A 19,507-nucleotide genomic window follows, 5' to 3' on the forward strand; every position below is an offset into this window, starting at 1 on the left:
CCTAACCCCGTTCGTGCTGAGCCTGTCGAAGCACAGTGAGTCTCACTCCCCCCATCGACGCCGCCTGCGGCGTCGCTCTGGACAGGCTTCGACAAGCTCAGGGCGAACGGTAATGGTGGTTCGGCGGAATGACTGGAAAAGGCTAGACCTGCGGCCTATCCGAACAGCCGCGCCAGGCTCCGCTCCAGCATCAGCATCTGCCACAAGGTCCGGCCATGCTCGGCCTTCCCCGCCTTGTGGTCCGCCGCCAGCCGCTCGACAACGCCCAGGTCGAACCACCCCGTCGACGCCAGCAGCTTAGACCGCCCCAGCGCCGCCGCTTCCCCGGCCAGCGCGGCGCGGAACCACGCGCTCACCGGCGTCACGAACCCCATTTTCGGGCGATAGAGGATCTCCTTGGGCAGCCAGGGCTCCAGCGCCTTTTTCACCAGCCACTTGCCCTCGCCGCCATGGATGCGCAGCGCGGGCGGCAGCGTCGCGGCGAACTCGACCAGCCGATGGTCGAGCAATGGCTCGCGCGCCTCCAGCCCCACCGCCATGCTGGTGCGATCGACCTTGGTCAGGATGTCGCCGGGCAGCCAATGCTGGATGTCGGCATATTGCGCGCGATCCAGCGCGTCACGCGCCGGGGCGGTGCGCATCGCATCGACATAGCGCTGCTCGGCGCGGTGCCCGCCCAGCACGCGCCGCGCCTCGCTGCTGTACAGCCGCTGGCGCAGGTCCGGGCCGGTGACCCCGACTGCCTTGGGATAGGCGAACTCGCCATTCTCGGCGAGCGCGAGCAAAGTCGTCTTCGCGCGGAACGGGCGCGGCGCCCAATCGGCCTTGGGGTAATAGCGCCCCAGCGTGCCGAACACCGAGCGGCGAAATCCCTCCGGCAACAGCCCGCGCACCCGCTCCTCGGCAGCGAAGAACTTGTATCGGCGATACCCCGCAAACGCCTCGTCCGCGCCATCGCCCGACAGCGCCACGGTCACGCTCTCGCGCGCCAGCTCGCACACGCGATAGGTCGGCAGCGCCGAGGCATCGGCAAAGGGTTCGTCGAACGCCGCGACCAGCGTGTCGATCAGCGCGAAGTCCTCCGCCGCAACCCGCCGGACGCTGTGCGCAGTGGCGAAGCGCGTCGCCACCACCTGCGCGTGCGCGGTCTCGTCATGGCCAGCGTCGTCGAACCCGATCGTGCAGGTCTTGACCGCCGCCTTGCTCGCCTCGGCCATCAGCGCGACGACGGCGCTGCTATCCACCCCGCCCGACAGGAACGCTCCCAGCGGCACGTCCGCCACCATCCGCGACCGCACTGCGACGCGCAGATGCTCGACCAGCTCGGCCTGCAAATCCTTCGGCTTGCCCGCCGCGCGCTTCGAAAAGTCGATGTCCCACCACCGCGCCGGCTCGGGCACCGGATGGCCGCGCCGCAGCAGCAGGAAATGCCCGGCGGGCAGCTTCTTCACCCCCGCCAGCAGCGAGGCGTCGTCGGGGACATAGCCCAGCCCCAGATAATCCTCGACCGCGCGGAAATCGGGGGTGCGGCGGAACAGCGGGTGCGCCATCAGCCCCTTCAGCTCGGACGCGAACGCCACTGCGCCGTCCGACAGCTCGGCATAATGGAGCGGCTTCACCCCGAACCGGTCGCGCGCCAGGAACAGGCTGCGCGCAGTCTCGTCGTACAGCGCAAAGGCGAACATCCCGTTGAGCCGCGACAGCATCCCCGGCCCCCAGGCGCGCCAGCCATGGAGCAGCACTTCGGTATCGCTGTCGGTCGCGAACCGCGCGCCCAGCGCCTCCAGCTCGGCGCGGACCTCGCGGAAATTATAGATTTCGCCGTTGAACACCACGACGACGCCCTGATCGGGAGTCGCCATCGGCTGCACCCCGCCCTCCAGGTCGATGATCGCCAGCCGCCTATGGCCGAGCCCGACCCCGGGCGCGGTCCACACCCCCGCGCCGTCCGGCCCGCGATGCGCGATCGCGTCGGTCATCTGGACGATGCGGTGCGGCTCGACCGGCTTGGGCGTGGCGGGGTAATAGAGCCCCGCGATGCCGCACACCTAGCGGGTGCCCGCCATGCGGTCGGCCAGCGCGTCGACCGGGCCGATCGCCGCCAGGAAATCGCGGATCGCGCCCCCGGCATCGCCGTCCTGCTCCGCCGACAGCAGCACCGCGACGGCAGCCTGGTTGCCGCCCAGCAGCTTGGTCTTGAGGGTCGCCAGTTTCACGCGTTTGTCGCTCCCGGTCAGCGTTTCGCCGACCCGGTACCAGCTCACCGTCTGCCGTTCCACCCGCGCGGGACCAACCATGCGCAGCGCATGCCCGCCCGCGACCGGCGGCAGGTCCTCGATCCGCACCCATCGATCATTCTCGCGGATCGCCCCGATACCGAAGCCGACCAGCTCCTTGCCCTCGTGCTGGCTGCCATAGACTGCGATCGCCAGGTCGACTGCCCGCCCCTGCGCATCGGCATAGCGTCCGATCAGGAAATGGTCGGCGCCGGGGAAATTGGGCGACCAGGGCGCGACGCTGCTCATCGCCACGCGCTGCCACCCCGCCACCTGCGGCAGATCGATCCGGGGCGGCAGCGGCGCTGCCCGCGCGGCGATCAGGCTGCTCCAGCCGAGGAACAGGCTGGCGATCAGCGGCACCAGCAGCGCGGCGAGCGGTGCGTCGATCTGGCGCAGGGGCGGCGATTGCAGCGTGGCGGGATCGAACCAGCGCGCATCGGGATCGCGGTCAAACCCTTTCCACCCGATCGCCAGCACCGCCGCCATCACCAGCGCGAAGAACACCCAGCCATAGACGATATGGTCCATCCCCGTCGCCCGCTCGACCGAGGTCCACCACGCGGCATAGATCGTCCCGAACGCGCGCAGCCCGTTGGCGATCACCGGCACCACCAGCGCCGCGACCAGAAACGCCGCGCGCCGCCGCCAGGAGACATAACATACATTGGCGACGAGCACCCCGAACGCGATCATCGCGATCACGAACTTCGCGCCCGAACACGCCTCGGCAATCTCGAAAAAGCCATTGGGGGTCGTGATCAGCACCCCGTCCATCTCGGCGGGGACCCCGAACAGATGGAGCAGGGGCATCACCATGTGGCTTGTGATCGTCTGGAGCGGCGCCTCGAGGAAATCGCCGAACGGCACGAGGAACGCCATATAGGCCAGCGGGAACAGCAGCGCCCGCGCCACGTTCGGCCCAAGCACGGCCACCGCCGCACCCTGCAGCATCAGCACCAGCCCGGCATGGCGGAACAGCGCCACCCCCGCCGCGTCGCCCAGCACCCAGCCAAAGCCGCCCGCCGCGACCAACGCGAGTCCCGGCCACCATCCCTGCGGCGCGACCTGCGCCAGCTCGCGCCGCCGCTGCCACACCAGCCACCCGATCACCGGCGCGATGAACAGGCAATGCCCGAAGGTGGTGTTGGTCCAATAGATTGTCGCCAGATCGGCGGTGTCGCCGCGAAACAGCAGCAGCAGCGCTGCCCAGGCGGCGGCGAGCAACGCGGCATGGCGCTTCCACGCTGCGTCGAAGCGCGTACGCACGGGCTCCAGCCCGTCCGCCGGCACCGAACCCGACAATGCAGCGGTCATGCCGCAGTCTTGCGCGGCGGCTTCGCCACATCGGCGGCGCGCGCGACCAGCGACTCCTTGGCGGGGCGCAACGGCAGCCCGAGCACCTCGTCGAGCGGGGCCAGCCGCGCCGCCCAGCTATACCGCTCGATCACCTGCCGTCGCGCGCTCTCGCCCAGTTCGGCGGCGTGGCGTGGGCTGGCGAGCAAATCGGTTATCGCCTCGGCAATCTCGCCCACGGTCGATCCGACGCGGATCGTGCCGCCATGGTCGATCCCCTCCGCCGCCGCGGCGGACGCGACCACGGGCCGCGCCATCGCCATCCCCTCCAGCACCTTGTTCTGGATGCCGCGCGCCAGCTTGAGCGGCGCCACGACCACCGCCGCCGCCGCCAGCCAGCCGCGCACATCGGCGACTTCGCCGGTCACCATCACTCCGGGCAGCCTGGCCAGCGCGCGCACCGCCTCGATAGGGTTGCGCCCGACGATCATGAACCGCGCGTCGGGATGGACCAGCCGGATATGCGGCAGGATCGTCTCGGCGAACCAGGTCACGCCTTCGACATTGGGGCGATAGTCCATCTGCCCGGTGAACACGATCAGCGATCCCATCGCGTCGATCCGCTTGAAGGTCGCGGCGGGATCGAAGAACTCGGTGTCGATGCCGTTCTCGATCACATGCAGCCGGTCGGCGCCAGTGCGCGCGCGGAACAGGTCGACTTCGGCCTGGCTGACGAACAGATTGGCATCGGCGCGCGCCGCGATGGCCTTTTCATGCTGCATCAGCAACCGCGCCTCGCGCGCGAACATCCACGCCATCGGCCCCTTGCTGCTCTTGGCATAGGCGGCGAACTTCGCCGAATCCATGTCGACGAAATCCATGATCACGCGCTGGCGCGGGCGCGGCGGCAGATATTGCGCCATCTGGCTGGAAAAGACGAAGATCGTGTCGATCCGGTGCCGCGCGAGGATGTTCTCGACCGCCTCGCGCAGCGCCTCGTTGTCGAACGCCGTCAGCGACACCGGGCGGTGCGAGGACAGCGCATGCACCGCCGCCATCAGCCGCGACTTGGACCGCCACACGATCGAACGATTGCCGGTATAGCGCGCCAGCCCGCCCTTGTGCTTCATGTCCTTGGGATCGTCGGCGAACGCGATCAGGTGGACGCGCTTCTTCGTCGACAGATATTTGAGGATGTGGAACCCGCGGATCTTGTCGCCGCGATCGGGGGGATAGGGCACGCGGTGCGCAAGGAACAATATGTCCCCCATCAGCCCAGCCCCCGCGAAATCCACGGCCCCACGCGGCTGGCGAGCCATAGCGGCATCCGCTTCCACGCGCGCACCTGGAGGCTGAACTTCGGGTCGAGCGGGTTGATCGATCGCGGCGCCGAACCGTCGGTGGTGCGCGTGAAATAGGTCAGCGGCTGCGCCTCGAACCCCCAATTCTTCTTGAACGCCGCGGCGCCGGTCCCGGCCTTGGACCGCCCGAAATCGAACCGGTTGCACCCGCGTTCGCGGGCGTGGCGCATCAGTGCGAAATACATCGCGTCGTTCGCGCGCAGCGCGCGCGCGGCGGCGGTGCCTCCCCCCCAATAGGGATAGACCATGCCCTTCCAATAGAGACTTAGGACGCTTGCCACCGCCACCCCGCTGCACCGCACTATAAGTACGTCCGCCGAATTGCCAAACTCCGAACACACCTCGGCGAACAGCGCCGGCGGGAAGACCGGTGTGCCCAGGTTCCGGACCGATTCGGCATAGACCGCATAGTGCGCGCGCAGGTCGTCGGCGTGACAGCCGGTGTGGATGGCCAGCCCGTTGCCCAGCGCGCGGCGGACCTCGGCGCGCTGCTTGCGCGGGATCGCGAGCAGCTCGGCCTCGTCATCGGCGGCAAGCGGGCGGACGAACCCCAGATAACGGCTGGCGTCGGCGTCCCACCCCGCGCCCGGCGCCGCACCGCCGCGCAGCTCGATCGTGCCGCAGCTCAGCCGCGCAGCAAGCGCCAGCGCCGCCTCTGCCAGCTGCTCCGCGATCGCCGGGCTATCCGCCAATATCCCGCCGCCGACGCCGAACCCGGCGGAGACGAGCGCCCGCCCGAACAGCGGCGAATGCATCTCGGTCAGCGGCAACGCCCCCGCAATCTCGCCATTGCCACGCTCGACCAGCAGATAATGGCTCCGCTGGCGGCACCCGCGCGCAACCGCGACGCTCCAGTTTGCCAGATGGAACGGCGTGCCCAGCGGATGCTCGTGGACATAGCCGCCGATCCGCCCACGCTCGATCGAATCGCCCAGATCGGCGACGCGCAGCGTCAGCGCGCGGCTGCGCATCGGTGCGGTCATGGCAGCCGCGCCGCCGCCTGCGCGACGACGGCGTCCATCCGCCCCCAGTCGTGCGCGGCGATCAGCCGCTCGACCTTGCCCGCCATCGCCCCCAGCCGGGCATAATGCCGCAGCCGCGATTTGAGCGGCGCCGCAGTCACCCGCGGCTGCTCGGGATCGATCTCCCAGGGGTGGAAATAGAAGATCGCCGGCGCGCCTTCACGGTTAGCGGCGCGCACCGCCCGCGCGGTCACTGCGCCGGGCAACAGCCGGAAAAACCCGCCGCCGGTCGTCACCTGCCGCCCGAATATCTCGGCCAGCGTGATCGGCATCTCGATCAGCGCGGCGCCCTCGACCGGGCGATAGGCGCGGCGCGGCGCATCGGGCCAGCCATAATGGTCATGCCGCACCGGCGCGACGCTGGAGGAATAGGAATACCCCGCCTCGGCCAGGATCGCGTGCGCCCAGGGCGTGCGGCGATCGATCGAGAAGCTCGGCGCGCGATAGCCGATGACGCGCGTGCCGCTGGCGTCCTCCAGCGCGGTGCGCGCCGCCGCCAGATCGGCGCGAAACTGCTCGGGCCCCATCGTGAACACCCGCTGATGGTCCCAGCCATGGCTGGCGACTTCGTGCCCGGCCTCGGCGATCCGCCGGATCAGCGCGGGGTAACGCTCGGCGACCCAGCCCAGCGTGAAGAACGTCGCCTTCACCCCCGCCCGGTCGAACAGCGCCAGCACCTTGTCGGTATTGGCCTCGACGCGATGCTCCAGCCCGTCCCAGTCGGTGCGCCGGATACTATGCTCGAACGCACCGACCTGGAACCAGTCCTCGACATCGACCGAGAGCGCGTTGAGCACCATCGGGTCAGGCCGCGGTTCCGCGCACTGCCGAGATGTCCGGGCGGCGCTGCTCGCCGCTCTCGACCCAGTCGACCAGCAGCGTCAGCACGCGGCGCAACGCCTCGTCCTGCTGCTGCATCTGCCGCTCCAGATTGGCGATGCGTTCGTCGATCGCGGCATCGGGCACCGCCGCCGGGGCGGGCGCGGGCGGAACTGCGGGCGTCGGCGTCCCCATCGGCAACGGCGCGCGATCGCTCAGTTCATAGGGATCGACCGTGCGCATCGCGTCGGGCCAGGGCGCCCGCGCCGGTGCCGGCGTCGCCGCGCGCGCCGCTGCAGAGGGCCCCGCGGCGCTCGCCGCCGACGGCATCGTGTCATTGTCGAGGTCGGCGATCACCACCGCCAGCTCGGCATGCCCAAACGTCTCGATCTGCTCGATCGCACCGAACAGCAGCACCCGGCTCGCGAGCTGGTTGAGCCGCCGCGGCGACCCGCCCGACCAGCGATACATCGCCGCCACCGCATCGTTGGTGAAGCGCGGCTTGCCCCGCCACCCGACACAGCTCAGCCGGTGGATCAGGTACGGCTCGGCCTCGTCGGCATTCATCGGCTCCAGATGGTGCGTCGCGATCACCCGCTGGCGCAACTGCTCGAGCTTGGCGTCACCCAGCGTCGCGCGGAACTCGGGCTGGCCGAGCAGGAATATCTGGAGCAGCGCATAGCCGCTCGCCTGGAAATTGGAGAGCATCCGCAGCTCCTCCAGGCTCTCCAGCGCCAATGCCTGCGCCTCGTCGACGATCAGCAGCGTCCGCCGCCCGCTGCGCGCGACTTCGTGCAGCGCGCGCTCGATCGACGCGAGCATCGTCGCCTTGGTCGCGCCCGTCGCATCGAGGTTCAGCCCCGCGCACACCAGCCGCAACAGGTCGTCGGGGCCGAGCTGGCTCGACACGATCTTGAGGACGTTCAGCCGCTCGCTGTCGATCTCGCCCAGCAAATGGCCCATCAGCGTGGTCTTGCCCGCGCCGGGATCGCCGGTGATGACGACAAAGCCCTCGCCCTGGCTCAGCCCATAGCCGAGATACGCCATCGCCTTGCGGTGCGACGCGGTTTCGAACCAGAAACGCGGATCGGGGGTCAGCTGGAACGGCCGCCCGCTCAATCCATAATGGTCGTCGTACATCGTCTTCTCTCGACTCTCAGAACCCATAACGCAGGCCCAGCAATGCCTGCGCCGCCGCGCTGGTATCGCCATCCTTTTCGAACCCGAAAATGCCCAGCGACGCCGTCGCCCCCAGCGGGCCGAAGCGATGCGTATAGGCGGTATTGGCGCCCCAGCCGAGCACCGCGTCGCTCGCCAGGTCGGTGGTATAATAGCTGGCATAGACGCTGCTGCTCAACGCGCCGTTACGCCCGATATCGGTCGAGCCGAAGCCCTGGAGGTAATAGCTCTCGTCCGACGTGCCATTGATCGCCGCACCCGCGCTGTTCGACGGCGCGATGAACGTCCGCCGCGCATAACCGCCGCCGATCCCCAGCCGCGTGCTGCCGCGGTTGAGCACTGCGACGCCGGTAATCCCGCGCGAGCGATAGGCCGAGGTCGCAGCCGATGCGAAGACATTGTTCAGGCACCCGCCCGCCGCCGCGCCGGTGGTGCCATAGATGCAGCCGCCGAATTCATTGCCGAACGGGTCGGTGGTCGTCACGAAGCTGGTCGGCAGCGTCGACAGCGCACTGCCCACCTGCTGGCCGAACGTCTGGACATTGTCGTACACCCCGATCTGCACCCCGCTGCCGCGCCCGATCTGGTAGCTGGCCGATCCGGTATAGCTCATCGATCCATAGCGCCGTCCAACCCGCGCCTCCAGGAAGGTACGCCGACCGGGGCGCCAGATCACGCCCCCGTCCCAGAACGCCGCGTCGAGGTCGTAGGCCAGCCGCCGCGGCGAGGCGGGGTCGGTGACATAGCGGCCATTGGCGTCGGTCACTGCGTTGCCCGCGGTATCGCGCAGCGCGTCGCGCTGGCTGACCTGGATCTTGTCATAGCCAACCCCCGCGGTCAGCGCGAGCGTGGGCAGCACCGGCACGACCAGGTCGCCGCGGACATATTTGCCCTCGAACCTTTGGTCGAGCTGCCCGGCGTCCTCGCGCGTGTACGACCCGCTCACGGTGACGCCCACCGGCAGCACGACGCCCGATTTCACGCCGACGCTGGCGGTGGCGACATGCACCTTCGAATCGTCGAACCGGTCGAGCTGCGCCGCGCTTGCGTCAACCCCCGTCGCGCCCGGCGCCTCGACCTTGGTATAGCCGAAACGATAGGCGGCATTGGCAAAGACCGGGCCGACATGCGTCTGAAGATTGGGGCCGACATAGCCCGAATAGAGCTGGCTGCTGTTGCGGATATTGCCCTGCGTCGTCCCCGCTGCATCGCCGCGGATATCCGCCCGCGTGCGCGTCGCGATCGCGCCGCCCTCGATCGTCAGCCCCGGCGCCACCCGCGCCCGCGCGCGCGCCAGCCCGCTATGCGTCTGGTCGTTGGCCAGACTGCCGTCATAGGCGAAGCGCCGCTCATATTTGTAACTCACCTGCACTTCGACGCGGCGCGTCTGCACGCTCGCATCGACCCCCGCGGCGACCGTCGAATAGGTCAGCACGTCGCCCCCGCCCGACAGATCCGCGCTCAGCACCTGGCTCGCCTCGATATAGGGCGATACGCGCGTCCGCTGCGCCAGCGCGGGCTGCACCCCGCACGCCGCGATCACGGCGGCGGCGCAGATCAGGCGGGTCACTTGCCCGTCTCCCCATAATAGGTCCCGAAACGACGCCCGCCCGGCTGAAACGACACCGAATTGAGCACGAGCTGGATATGCTCGCACCCGTCGAGCGTGCTCACCGCCTCGCGCAGGTCGCTCTCGCTGGTCCGGTCGGCGCGCACCACCAGCAGCACCTGCCCGACATGCAGCGCGAGCACCGCTGCCGGCGATGCCGCGAGCGCAGGCGGCGAATCGAAGATCACGATGCGGCGCGGATTGGCCTGCGCCAGCCCGTCCAGAATCGCCCGCGCGCGGTCGCTGGCCAGCAATTCGGTGTCGCTGGTCGTCTTGGTCCCCGCGGGCAGCACCGAAAGCTGGGGCACATCGGTATCGACGATGCATGCCTCGACATCGTCCACGGCCCCCGCCAGCGCATCGAGCAGCCCCGGCCCCTGCGGCAGCCCCAGCCGTTCGAGCACATCGGGCTTGGCGAAATCGGCGTCGACCAGCAGGATTTCGACATCCTTCTCCGCCGCCATCGACAGCGCCAGGTTGATCGCGCAGAAGGTCTTTCCCTCGTTCGGCTGTGCCGAGCAGACCAGGATCATCCGCGCGCGATCGGCGGCCTTCACCGTGTCCGCGGCGGCGACCGCCCGCGCAGTGAGCAGCAATTGCCGCTTCACCATCCGGAATTCCTCGGCAAGCGAGGTGATCGTGCCGCCGGGCACCAGCATCCCGCCCTCGACCAGCGCCTGCCGATCGATCGGCGCGAAGCGACGGCCGCTGCCGGGCTCGGGCGCATAATCGGGATGCGGCGGCGCGGGCGGCACCGGGTCGGCGGCGGTCCCGCGGCGAAGCACCGGGGCGTCGGGCTCGACGAGCGGCGGCGTGCGCTCCGGCTCGACCTGAAGCGGCGGCAGCGGCTCGCGCTGGTCCTGCACCAGCGGCGGCGCCAGGGGCTCGGCCCGCGACACAGGCAATGGCGGAACTGGTTGATCCGTCGGCGGCGTCGGCGCCGGGGCAAACTGGTTCGCGGCGGCGGCGCGCTCGATCAGCGAACCGCGATAGCGCCGGGGAGTCTGGTCGTTCATCGCTTCAGGCCCCCATGCCGCGCTGGACGAATTCGACGCCGACCAGCCCCAGCCAGGCCAGCCCCAGCGCCGCGACGCCCCCCGCGAACAGCGTCAACATCTTGCGCCGCATCGCGGTCTGCGCGGCGGTCACGACTTCGCCGATCGATCCGATCACCGGCATCCCGCTCGCCTTTTCCAGCCGCGACGCCGTCGAGAAGGTCGTCCGCAGCTGCGCCAGCACGAACGCCGCCGCCACCCCGGCGCCCAGCCCCGCGACCAATACCCCGGTCAGCAGCAGCGGACGGTTGGGCGCGGTCGGGGTGCGCGGCTGGGTCGGCGGGTCGATCACGCTGAACTTGACGGCGTCGGTCGCGCTCTGCGCCTGCCCTTGCAGCTTCACTTGCTCGCGATCGGTCAGCAGCTTGTCATATTGATCCTTCAGCACCTGATATTCGCGGTCGATCTGCCCCTGTTCGGCGGCGACGCCGGGCTCCTCGGCGATCTTCGACTGGAGCTGCGCCAGGTCGCCCTGGATCTGGCTGCGGCGCTGGTTGAGCGCGGCGACGGTTGCGGCCTTGTCGGCCTGCATCGATTTCAGGCTGAGGAACAGCGGGTTGGTGGCACCGCCGCCCCCGCCGCCGCCCACCGGCTCGCTGCGCGCGGCGGCCTGGGCGGCGCTCAGCTGGCTGCGCAGCGCGATCATGTCGGGATGGCTGTCGGTCCATCCGCGCGAGCGCCCTTCGGCGATCTGGCCCTGGATCGCCTGGAGCCGCGCCCGCGCCGGCCCGGCGACGGCACCGCCGCCTGCCCCGGCCACCGTCGCGGGCGTTCCCGCCATCTGCGCGTTGACCGCGCCCAGGCTGCTCTGCGCCGCGGCGAGATCGGACTGGATCTGTGCAAGCTGGGTGCGCGCGGCGGCGATGCGGTCGTTGAGCGATCCGGTGCCCGGCATCGATCCCAGATAGCGTGCCTGGAAATCGGCCTTCTTGGCCTCGGCCTCCTGCAACGCCTTTTGCCTTGTATCGAGCTGTTCGTCGAGGAACGACAGCGACTGGCTCGTCTCGGTGCGATTGTCGGCCAGATTGCCCTCGACGAAGATGTCGATCATCTTCTGGGCGATCTGCCTGGCCAGCTTGCCGTTCGACGCCGTCACGGTGATCTCGAACAGATTGTCCTGCTGCGCGGTCAGCTTGATCATCTGCTGGAGCGAGGCGATCCGGTCGGCGACGTCGCGGTCACTGGCGACGGTCCGCGCCAGATCGGTGCCGCGCACCACTTTCTCCAGGTTGATCGCCGACGTCAGCGTCTGGCGCAGCCGGTCGATATCCTTTTGCTGGTCCGCCGCCGTCGTGCCGTCGGTCGGCAGGATCTGGCGAAGCTGGACGAACACGCGCGCATGCGATTCATATTTGTTCGGCATCTGCGACACGATCATCCAGCCCGCGAGGCACACGCCCCACGCCACCGCCAGCGCGATCCAGCGGCGCATCCAGACCGCGTGCAATGCCGCGCGAAGATCTTCGTACAGGCTGCCCATCAGCGGATCAGAACATGCTCTCGGGAATGATGATGACGTCGCCCGGCTCGAGCCGGACATTGGCGGAAATGTCGCCGTTCTTGAGCAGGTCGCCCAGCCGGATACGATATTCGCGCTGGCGCCCGGTCGCCTTGTCGGCGCGGACCAGCCGGGCGCGGTTGCCCGCGGCATATTCGGACAGCCCGCCGACCGAGATCATCGCGTCGAGCACGGTCATGTTGGCGCGGTACGGGATCGACGCCGGCTTCTCGGTCGCGCCGACGACGCGGACCTGCTGGCTGAACGTGCCCGAGAAATTCTCGACGATCACCGATACGATCGGGTCCTTGATATACTCGCCCAGCGCGTATTTCAGGTCGTCGGCGAGCATCGCGGGGGTCTTGCCCACTGCGGGCATGTCGCTGATCAGCGGGGTGGTGATCCGGCCATCGGGGCGCACCTGCACCTTCGCCGACAATTCGGGGTTGCGCCATACGAAGACGTTGAGTTGGTCGAGCGGGCCGATGATATATTCGTCGCTGGGGACTTCGCGCGCCGATGCGGCGCCTGCGGGCGGCAATTCGGGCCGTCCGCCGCCGCCGGCGCATCCCGATAGCAGGAGCGCGCCCGCCAATGGCGCTGCAAAAACCCTGCCGAACAACGTGGTACGCATCATCAAGCTCCCTCCCGCGCGGGCACAGGCACGGCCGACGTCTCGACCGCATCCCCGCTTGGATCGGGCTCCGCTATGCGCGGTAAAGGTAAAGATAGACTTAGGCGTTAGGCGCCGGGACAAGCACTTCCCGAACCGGGACATGTCCCAGGAACGCCGCCGGGCTCGCGCTCGGGCCATAGGCGCCCGATGCGAAGATCGCGACGAGGTCGCCGACCTCGGCGCGCGGCAACGCCACCCGGTCGGCCAGCCGGTCGAGCGGCGTGCAGAGCGGCCCGACGATCGTCACGGTCTCCTCTGGGGCTGCCCCGATCCGCTCGGCCAGCGCGACCGGATAATTGCGCCGCACCACGGTCCCGAAATTGCCCGTCGCGGCCAGATGATGGTTGAGCCCGCCATCGACCACCAGGAAAATCTCCCCCTGGCTGACCTTGCGGTCGACGATCCGCGTCACGTAAACCCCTGCCTCACCGACCAGCCAGCGGCCCAGCTCGACGGCGAAGTCCACGCCCGAAACCTGCCCCAGCACCTCGCCCAGCGCCGCGCCGACCGCCTCGACCTCCAGCGGCCTGTCGCCGGGGAAATAGGGGATGCCGAACCCGCCGCCCAGATTGACCAGCGGCGGCACCGCCCCCGCTTCCTCCGCCAGCCGCGCCGCCAGCGCCACCGTCGCCGCCTGCGTCTCGATCACCGCGTCGGTATCCAGCGACTGCGACCCCGCAAAGATGTGGAACCCGCGCCAGTCCGCCCCTTCCGCGATCAGCCGCCGCACCAGCGCGGGCACCCGCGCCGCATCGACCCCGAACGGCGACGCGCGCCCGCCCATCTTCATCCCCGATCCGCGCAACTCGAAATCGGGGTTCACCCGCACCGCCAGCCGGGGCGCCACCCCCAGCCCCGCGCCGATCGCCAGCGCCCGCGCAGCCTCGCCCTCGGACTCCAGATTGATCGTCGCCCCTGCCCGGATCGCCGCCTCGAGCTCGAAATCGCGCTTCCCCGGCCCGGCAAAGCTGATCGCCGACGCAGGCTTATGCACCATCGCCTTGTCCAGCTCGCCCGCCGACGCGACGTCGAGCCCGTCGACCAATGGCGCAATCGCCGCGAGCAGCGGCGCGAACGGATTGGCCTTGATCGCATAATGCACGCCGACCTGCGCCGGCAGCGCCGCGCGCAACCGCGCCACCCGCGCCGCAATCGCCGCGCCGTCGTACAGATAGACCGGCGTCCCCGCCTCGGCGAGCGCCGCCACGCCTTGCCCGCCCAAGGTCAAAGCCGCCTGTCCGGCATAGTCGGCGGGAATCGGCCCGACCGGTTTTGGAGTCATCGCAATTCCGCCCTCAACGCCGTCCGGTCCAGCTTGCCGTTCGCATTGCGCGGCAACTCGGTGCGCCAGTCATAGCGCGACGGCTGCATGAAGCTGGGCAATTCGCGGCGCAACCTGTCCCGCAACGCGCCCTCAAGCGCCGGATCGCCGCGCACCACCACCAAAATCGCCTGGCCCAGCCGTTCGTCGGGCACCCCGAACGCCGCCGCCTCCGCCGCTTCGCCGCCGCTGAGCACGGCGTCCTCGATCTCGGTCGGACTGATCCGGTTGCCCGCCGACTTGATCATCTCGTCATCGCGCCCGACGAAGCGCAACAGCCCGTCCGCCCCCTCCGCCACGGTGTCGCCCGACCACACCGCGAGTCCATCGCTCACCGCGAAGTCCGGCGCCGGGCGGAAGCGTTCGGCGGTCCGCTCGGGATCGCGCCAATAGCCTTGCGCGACCAGCGGCCCGGCATGGACCAGCTCGCCCTGCGCCGCCCGCGCCCCGTCCGGCCCGACCACCAGCACCTCGGCAAAGGGAATCGCCCGCCCGATCGACTCGGGATGGCTGTCGACCAGCGCCGGATCGAGATAGGTCGACCGAAACGCCTCGGTCAGCCCATACATCGGATAGAGGTCCGCCTGCGGAAACCGCGCGCGCAGCCCCCGCACCAGCCGGGGCGTAAGCGCGCCCCCCGAATTGGTCAGCCGCGTCAGGCTGGCCACCACCTCGGCGGGCCACTCGGCCTCCAGCAATTGCACCCACAACGGCGGCACCCCCGCCAGCGTCGTCGCGCCATAGCGCGCAACGGCCTTCACCACGTCGCGCGCGGTGAGGTAATCCAGCGGCACCACCCGCGCCCCCGCCGCCCAGCTCGAGAATAACTGGTTCTGCCCATAGTCGAAGCTGAGCGGCAGCACCGCGAGCACCCGATCCTCGGGCACGATCTTCAGATACTGCGCGACGCTGATCGCCCCCAGCCACAGGTTCGCGTGGCTCAGCATCACTCCCTTGGGCCGCCCGGTCGACCCCGAAGTGTAGAGGATCGCCGCCAGCGCCCCCGGATCGGCGCGCGACGGCGGCAGCGCGTCGGCGGAGGCGAGGTCCTCCTCGATCAGCACCCGGCACTCGCCCGGCACGTCCCCCGCCGCCAGCGCCGCCAGCCGCGCGCCCTGCGTCACCAGCAACCGCGCGCCGCTACCGCTCAGGATATGCGCCACCTGCGCGCGCTTGAGCACCGGGTTGACCGGCACATGGACCAGCCCGGCACGCACCGCCGCCAGCGGCATCAGGCACGCCGCCCGCGTCTTGGGCAGCCACGTCGCCACGCGTTCGCCCGGCGCCAGCCCGTGCCGCGCCAGCGCCTGCGCCATCGCCCCCACCGCCGCCTCCAGCTCGGCAAAGCTCAGCGTGCCGCCCTTGTCCTCCAATGCCACGGCATCGCCGCGCCCGCGCAGCGGCAGCGTGTCGATCGGGTATGGCGTGGGATCGAGCGCGATCATCGCGCCACCCTTACCCTTGGCAGCGCCCCCGCCAACCCTTAGGGCAGCGAAAAATGGGTCGCAGGGGACAATCGTTGCAGCGTGAAGGGTTCGCCGAAGTCGAGGATAGCGTCCGCGCCGTGCTGCGCGACATACTCGGGCTGAGCGAGGAACGCGCCGCCGCGTTCGCTGAGGATACGCCGCTGTTCGGCGCGCTCCCCGAACTCGATTCGCTCGCGGTGGCGGGCGTGCTGACCGAACTCGAGGACCGGCTCGGCATCCTGATCGAGGATGACGAGGTGGACGGCGAGATGCTGGAAAGCTTCGGCGCGCTCACCCGCTTCGCCGCCGACAAGGCGCTGGGGTGACGCCGGGGGCGGCCCCAAGCACGCCCCTCCCTGAAAGCGAGGGGCCGGGCCCGGGTGCGCGTGCCCACGCGCCCTTCACCTTTGCCAACCGTCATGCTGAACTTGTTTCAGCATCCATCGTGCAACAAGCTGCGGTTCCGCAAGTTGAGGGTTGGATGCTGAAACAAGTTCAGCGACTGTCTTTGGCGTCAAGCGGCGAGCCATGGGGATTTGCTCCTCAGGATGGCGTTTGCGAAGGTGAGCAGGCGGCGGGCGAGGGCGATCAGGGCGACCTTTTTGGGTTTTCCGCTGGCGATGAGGCGCTGATAGAGCGCCTGGAGCACGGGATTGTAGCGACTGGCGACGAGTGCGGCCATGAAGAGGGCCGAGCGGACGGTGGGGCGTCCTCCGCCGATCATGGCCTTTCCGCGCCATTGGCCGGACTGGCGGGTCCAGGGCGCGACGCCGGCGAGCGCGCTGATCTGGCGGCGTCCGAGCTGGCCGAGTTCGGGCAGTTCGGCAAGCAGCGTGCGGGCGGTGGTCGGGCCGACGCCTGGGATCGAGGTCAGCAGCGCCTCCTGATCGCGCCACAAGGGCGAGCCCCGCACGGCCTCGTCGATCGTCCGTTCAAGGTCGGACAGTTCCTTTTGCAGCGCAGCCAGCAGGCGCTCGATGCTTTTGCGCAGCGGCAGAAGCGTTGCGCGCCGCAGCCGCTGGCGCTCGCTCACCATCATCGCGATGATCTGCCGGCGCCGCGCCACCAGGTCGGCCAGCGCGCGCGTCTCGGTATCCGCCAGTGCGCGCGGCGGCGGGCGCGTTGCCTCGACAAAGCGCGCAATCACCGCGGCATCGATCGGGTCGGTCTTGGCGCGCTTGCCCAATGCGCGCGCAAAATGGCGGATCTGCGCGGGATTGATCACCGCCACCGGCAAGCCTGCTGCCCCCAGCGCGGCAGCCACCACCGTCTCATAGCCCCCGGTCGCCTCCAGCCCGATGCACAACGGGGCCGATACGCCCAGTCGCGCGACCAGCGCCTCCAGACCCTCGGCATCGCGCCCGACCGTCCAGGCCTCGCCCGCGGGCGAGACATGGACGTCCAGGCGATCCTTCGAAACATCGATACCCACATACGTCATGGTCATCGTCTCCCGGGCTTGCGCAATCGGGCTTGCCTTGCAGAGGCCCAAGCGACTGTTCGGGTTCAATGACCTTACAGCGGGCTGTTCACGCTGAACTACGGGCTCTGCAACCCTTGCATGATTCGAACTTCCCGCCGAAGCCGCACCGCATTCTTCATGCAATGCTGCAGTTGGCAAGTTACAAGCATGACGGCGTAGAGACAGGGCGCACGCCCCGCTTTCCACGCCCCCCCGCCCCCTCCCACCCGCGACCCCGCTTATGATCGCCCATTACGACTGGCCCGGCGGCCGCGAGGCGATGCTCCGCTTCGGCCCTGCCACCGGCCCGGTCGTAATCGCCGCGCTCCCGCTGTTCGAGGAAGCCAGTCGCACCCGCGCCTTCGTCGTCACGATCCTGCGCGCGCTGGCCGAGCGCGGCATCGCCGGCGCGCTCCCCGATCTGCCGGGACAAGGCGAGAGCCCGCTCCCGACCGAGGCGATCCGCCTCGCCAATCTCCGTGTCGCCTATGCCCATGCCACCGCGCGCACCGGCGCACGCGCCTATGCGCTGGCGATCCGCAGCGGCGCGCTGCTCGACGGCGCCGCCCAGCTTGCGGGCCGCTGGCATTTCGCGCCGCAATCGGGGCCGGAACTGCTCCGCGAACTGCACCGGCTGCGCAGCGCGAGCGAGGGCGACGATTTCGGCGGCAACCGCCTCTCCCCCGCCTTCCTCGCCGAGCTCGACAATGCCCATCCCGATCCCGCGCGCGTGATCCGGCTCGACGGCAATCCACGCGATGCCGCTGCCCGCGTCCCCGGCGCCCCGCTCTGGCGCCGGGCCGAGCCCCACAACGACCCCGCGCTCGCCGCGCGCCTCGCCGACGACATCGCCGACTGGGTCCGATCATGCGAAGGTTGATCGCCTTCCCGCTCGCCGGCGAAACGCTGCTCGGCACGTTCGACGAGGCGCCCGGCGGCACCGGGCTGCTCCTCGTCTCGGGCGGCAACGAGATCCGCATCGGCGCGCATCGCGGCATGGCGCTGCTGGCCCAGCGCGTCGCGGCGGCGGGGCATCCGGTGTTCCGCTTCGACCGGCGCGGGATCGGCGATTCGACCGGCGAGAATCGCGGCTATGCAAGCAGCGCGGACGACATCGCCGCCGCCGCCGCCGCCTTCCGCGCGGAGAGCGGCGTTTCGCGCATCATCGCCTATGGCAATTGCGATGCCGCGACTGCGCTCGCCTTCTACCACCGAGAGGCGGGCATCGACGGGCTGATCCTCGCCAATCCCTGGGCGGTCGAGCCGACCGACGCGCTTCCCCCCGCCGCCGCGATCCGTGCGCGCTATGCGGAAAAGCTCCGCGACCCGAACACCTGGCTCCGCGCGCTGCGCGGCGGTCTCGATTTCGGACAATTTGCCAAAGGCTTACGGAAAGCAGCGCGAAGGCCGTCGCAGGCCCCGGAGGACCTCGCGATCCGCCTCGCCGCCGCGCTCGCCGCGACCGAAGCCCCGGTAACGGTCCTCCTCGCCGCCCGCGACAACACCGCGCTCGCCTTTGCCGATGCCTGGAAGCGCCCCGCCTTCGACACTGCCCGCACCCGCGCCACGCTCCACACGCTCGACAGCGCCAGCCACAGCTTCGCCTCGGCGGCGGACAAGGACTGGCTGTTCGCCCGCGTCACCGAAGCGCTCGCCGCCGATCCGGCTATCCCTTTGGATTAAAACCGACCCCGGTCGCATGATTGCCGGCCACCGGCCCTCGCCCGACACTCGCTCCACACCCGCACAGGAGCATAGAAGATGGATAGCGCCACCACCCCCATTGTCGTCCTCGTCCACGGCGCCTGGGCCGACGGATCGAGCTGGCGCCGCGTCATCCCGCTGTTGCTGGCGCGCGGCATCGCCGTCGTCGCGGTCCAGAACCCCACCACTTCGCTCGCCGACGACGTCGCCGCCACCCGCCGCGCGCTCGCCGCGATCGACGGCCCGGTCGTGCTGGTCGGGCATAGCTGGGGCGGCGCAGTGATTACCGAGGCGGGCAATGACCCGAAGGTCAAGGCTTTGGTCTATGTCGCCGCCTTCGCGCCGGATGCGGGCGAAACCCTCGGCGCGCTGGTCGGCGCCTATCCCCCGCCCCCCGCGCTCGCGCACATCGTCGACGACGGCACCGGCTTCCTCAAGCTCGCCGAACAGGGCTGGATCGAGGATGTCGCCCCCGACCTGCCCGAAATCGAAGCCCGCACCCTGGCCGCCCTCCAGCCCCCGCTCGCCGCCAGCACCTTCGGCGACACCGTCACCCGCCCCGCCTGGGCGTCGCGCCCCAACTGGTACATCGTCTCGGCACAGGACCGGGTGGTGAGCGTGGAGTTGGAGCGCGCATTCGCCGCGAACATGAAGGCAAAGGTGACGGAGCTGCCCGCCGGCCACTTGTCGCTGCTGTCGATGCCCGACGACGTGGCGGGGGTGATTGCTGAGGCGGTGGAGGCGGTAGCGGGCTGATCCTGTC

17 protein-coding genes are annotated in these 19,507 nt (G+C 69.7%); 4 read left to right on the plus strand and 13 right to left on the minus strand.

The annotated features are described in order from the left end of the window. Nucleotides 1-155 precede the first annotated feature (155 nt). From TS85_RS12145 to TS85_RS12200, 12 genes are all read right to left on the minus strand, one after another. Nucleotides 156-2,048 (minus strand): XrtA/PEP-CTERM system amidotransferase, encoded by a 1,893-nt coding sequence (locus tag TS85_RS12145; RefSeq protein WP_044332462.1) that lies wholly within the window; start codon nucleotides 2,046-2,048, stop codon nucleotides 156-158. After that, nucleotides 2,049-3,593 carry an exosortase A gene (xrtA, locus tag TS85_RS12150; protein WP_077228583.1) on the minus strand — a complete coding sequence of 515 codons (1,545 nt, stop codon included), beginning with the start codon at nucleotides 3,591-3,593 and terminating at the stop codon, nucleotides 2,049-2,051. After that, the gene (locus tag TS85_RS12155) at nucleotides 3,590-4,843 is read right to left on the minus strand and encodes a TIGR03087 family PEP-CTERM/XrtA system glycosyltransferase (protein WP_044332464.1); all 1,254 of its coding nucleotides are present in this window, start codon (nucleotides 4,841-4,843) and stop codon (nucleotides 3,590-3,592) included. The genes xrtA and TS85_RS12155 overlap by 4 nt, the downstream gene beginning before the upstream one ends. Next, nucleotides 4,843-5,916 (minus strand): FemAB family XrtA/PEP-CTERM system-associated protein, encoded by a 1,074-nt coding sequence (locus tag TS85_RS12160; protein WP_044332466.1) that lies wholly within the window; start codon nucleotides 5,914-5,916, stop codon nucleotides 4,843-4,845. Before TS85_RS12160 ends, TS85_RS12155 begins: the two co-directional genes overlap by 1 nt. Next, nucleotides 5,913-6,755 carry an XrtA system polysaccharide deacetylase gene (locus tag TS85_RS12165; protein WP_044332467.1) on the minus strand — a complete coding sequence of 281 codons (843 nt, stop codon included), beginning with the start codon at nucleotides 6,753-6,755 and terminating at the stop codon, nucleotides 5,913-5,915. Before TS85_RS12165 ends, TS85_RS12160 begins: the two co-directional genes overlap by 4 nt. Before the next feature lie 4 nt (nucleotides 6,756-6,759). Continuing rightward, nucleotides 6,760-7,914: an AAA family ATPase gene (locus TS85_RS12170; protein ID WP_044332468.1), complete on the minus strand. Its 1,155-nt coding sequence runs from the start codon at nucleotides 7,912-7,914 to the stop codon at nucleotides 6,760-6,762. A gap of 16 nt (nucleotides 7,915-7,930) precedes the next feature. Further along, the gene (locus TS85_RS12175) at nucleotides 7,931-9,523 is read right to left on the minus strand and encodes a hypothetical protein (protein WP_052507881.1); all 1,593 of its coding nucleotides are present in this window, start codon (nucleotides 9,521-9,523) and stop codon (nucleotides 7,931-7,933) included. Beyond that, nucleotides 9,520-10,578 (minus strand): AAA family ATPase, encoded by a 1,059-nt coding sequence (locus TS85_RS12180; RefSeq protein ID WP_044332469.1) that lies wholly within the window; start codon nucleotides 10,576-10,578, stop codon nucleotides 9,520-9,522. The genes TS85_RS12175 and TS85_RS12180 overlap by 4 nt, the downstream gene beginning before the upstream one ends. Nucleotides 10,579-10,582: 4 nt before the next feature. Then, a complete protein-coding gene (locus TS85_RS12185) occupies nucleotides 10,583-12,097 on the minus strand; it encodes an XrtA system polysaccharide chain length determinant (RefSeq protein WP_044332471.1) in 1,515 nt (504 codons plus the stop codon). 7 nt (nucleotides 12,098-12,104) lie between these two features. Next, a complete protein-coding gene (locus TS85_RS12190) occupies nucleotides 12,105-12,749 on the minus strand; it encodes an XrtA/PEP-CTERM system exopolysaccharide export protein (protein ID WP_044336214.1) in 645 nt (214 codons plus the stop codon). A 100-nt stretch (nucleotides 12,750-12,849) separates the two neighbouring features. Then, nucleotides 12,850-14,073 (minus strand): pyridoxal-dependent decarboxylase, exosortase A system-associated, encoded by a 1,224-nt coding sequence (locus tag TS85_RS12195; RefSeq protein WP_044332472.1) that lies wholly within the window; start codon nucleotides 14,071-14,073, stop codon nucleotides 12,850-12,852. Next, complete coding sequence (locus tag TS85_RS12200) at nucleotides 14,070-15,557, minus strand: acyl-CoA ligase (AMP-forming), exosortase A system-associated (RefSeq protein WP_173426228.1); 1,488 nt, start codon at nucleotides 15,555-15,557, stop codon at nucleotides 14,070-14,072. Before TS85_RS12200 ends, TS85_RS12195 begins: the two co-directional genes overlap by 4 nt. Nucleotides 15,558-15,631: 74 nt before the next feature. Here TS85_RS12200 and TS85_RS12205 point away from each other — a divergent pair, with 74 nt between their 5' ends. Then, the gene (locus TS85_RS12205) at nucleotides 15,632-15,904 is read left to right on the plus strand and encodes an acyl carrier protein (RefSeq protein WP_227698463.1); all 273 of its coding nucleotides are present in this window, start codon (nucleotides 15,632-15,634) and stop codon (nucleotides 15,902-15,904) included. 188 nt (nucleotides 15,905-16,092) lie between these two features. On the opposite strand, the gene TS85_RS12210 is transcribed toward TS85_RS12205, so the two are convergent. Beyond that, nucleotides 16,093-17,025, minus strand: coding sequence for an IS110 family RNA-guided transposase (locus TS85_RS12210; RefSeq protein ID WP_044329758.1), 933 nt, complete (start codon nucleotides 17,023-17,025; stop codon nucleotides 16,093-16,095). A gap of 256 nt (nucleotides 17,026-17,281) precedes the next feature. Between TS85_RS12210 and TS85_RS12215 the strand changes: the two genes are divergently transcribed. The 3 genes from TS85_RS12215 (at nucleotide 17,282) to TS85_RS12225 (ending at nucleotide 19,500) form a co-directional block, all read left to right on the plus strand. Next, nucleotides 17,282-17,920: a hypothetical protein gene (locus TS85_RS12215; RefSeq protein ID WP_044332475.1), complete on the plus strand. Its 639-nt coding sequence runs from the start codon at nucleotides 17,282-17,284 to the stop codon at nucleotides 17,918-17,920. Beyond that, entirely contained in the window at nucleotides 17,908-18,723 is an 816-nt protein-coding gene (locus TS85_RS12220) for a hydrolase 1, exosortase A system-associated (protein WP_044332476.1), read from the plus strand. Before TS85_RS12215 ends, TS85_RS12220 begins: the two co-directional genes overlap by 13 nt. Nucleotides 18,724-18,801: 78 nt before the next feature. Continuing rightward, complete coding sequence (locus TS85_RS12225) at nucleotides 18,802-19,500, plus strand: alpha/beta fold hydrolase (protein ID WP_044332478.1); 699 nt, start codon at nucleotides 18,802-18,804, stop codon at nucleotides 19,498-19,500. The last annotated feature ends 7 nt before the right edge of the window (nucleotides 19,501-19,507 follow it).

The sequence above is a fragment of the Sphingomonas hengshuiensis genome (assembly GCF_000935025.1).
GTDB classification, from domain to species: Bacteria; Pseudomonadota; Alphaproteobacteria; order Sphingomonadales; family Sphingomonadaceae; genus Sphingomonas; species Sphingomonas hengshuiensis.

Coding starts and splice junctions, on each gene's coding strand:
- xrtA (WP_077228583.1), bottom strand. CDS start 3,593: ATGACCGCTGCATTGTCGGGTTCGGTGCCGGCGGACGGGCTGGAGCCC.
- TS85_RS12155 (WP_044332464.1), bottom strand. CDS start 4,843: ATGGGGGACATATTGTTCCTTGCGCACCGCGTGCCCTATCCCCCCGAT.
- TS85_RS12160 (WP_044332466.1), bottom strand. CDS start 5,916: ATGACCGCACCGATGCGCAGCCGCGCGCTGACGCTGCGCGTCGCCGAT.
- TS85_RS12165 (WP_044332467.1), bottom strand. CDS start 6,755: ATGGTGCTCAACGCGCTCTCGGTCGATGTCGAGGACTGGTTCCAGGTC.
- TS85_RS12170 (WP_044332468.1), bottom strand. CDS start 7,914: ATGTACGACGACCATTATGGATTGAGCGGGCGGCCGTTCCAGCTGACC.
- TS85_RS12180 (WP_044332469.1), bottom strand. CDS start 10,578: ATGAACGACCAGACTCCCCGGCGCTATCGCGGTTCGCTGATCGAGCGC.
- TS85_RS12185 (WP_044332471.1), bottom strand. CDS start 12,097: ATGGGCAGCCTGTACGAAGATCTTCGCGCGGCATTGCACGCGGTCTGG.
- TS85_RS12190 (WP_044336214.1), bottom strand. CDS start 12,749: ATGCGTACCACGTTGTTCGGCAGGGTTTTTGCAGCGCCATTGGCGGGC.
- TS85_RS12195 (WP_044332472.1), bottom strand. CDS start 14,073: ATGACTCCAAAACCGGTCGGGCCGATTCCCGCCGACTATGCCGGACAG.
- TS85_RS12200 (WP_173426228.1), bottom strand. CDS start 15,557: ATGATCGCGCTCGATCCCACGCCATACCCGATCGACACGCTGCCGCTG.
- TS85_RS12210 (WP_044329758.1), bottom strand. CDS start 17,025: ATGACCATGACGTATGTGGGTATCGATGTTTCGAAGGATCGCCTGGAC.
- TS85_RS12215 (WP_044332475.1), top strand. CDS start 17,282: ATGATCGCCCATTACGACTGGCCCGGCGGCCGCGAGGCGATGCTCCGC.
- TS85_RS12220 (WP_044332476.1), top strand. CDS start 17,908: ATGCGAAGGTTGATCGCCTTCCCGCTCGCCGGCGAAACGCTGCTCGGC.
- TS85_RS12225 (WP_044332478.1), top strand. CDS start 18,802: ATGGATAGCGCCACCACCCCCATTGTCGTCCTCGTCCACGGCGCCTGG.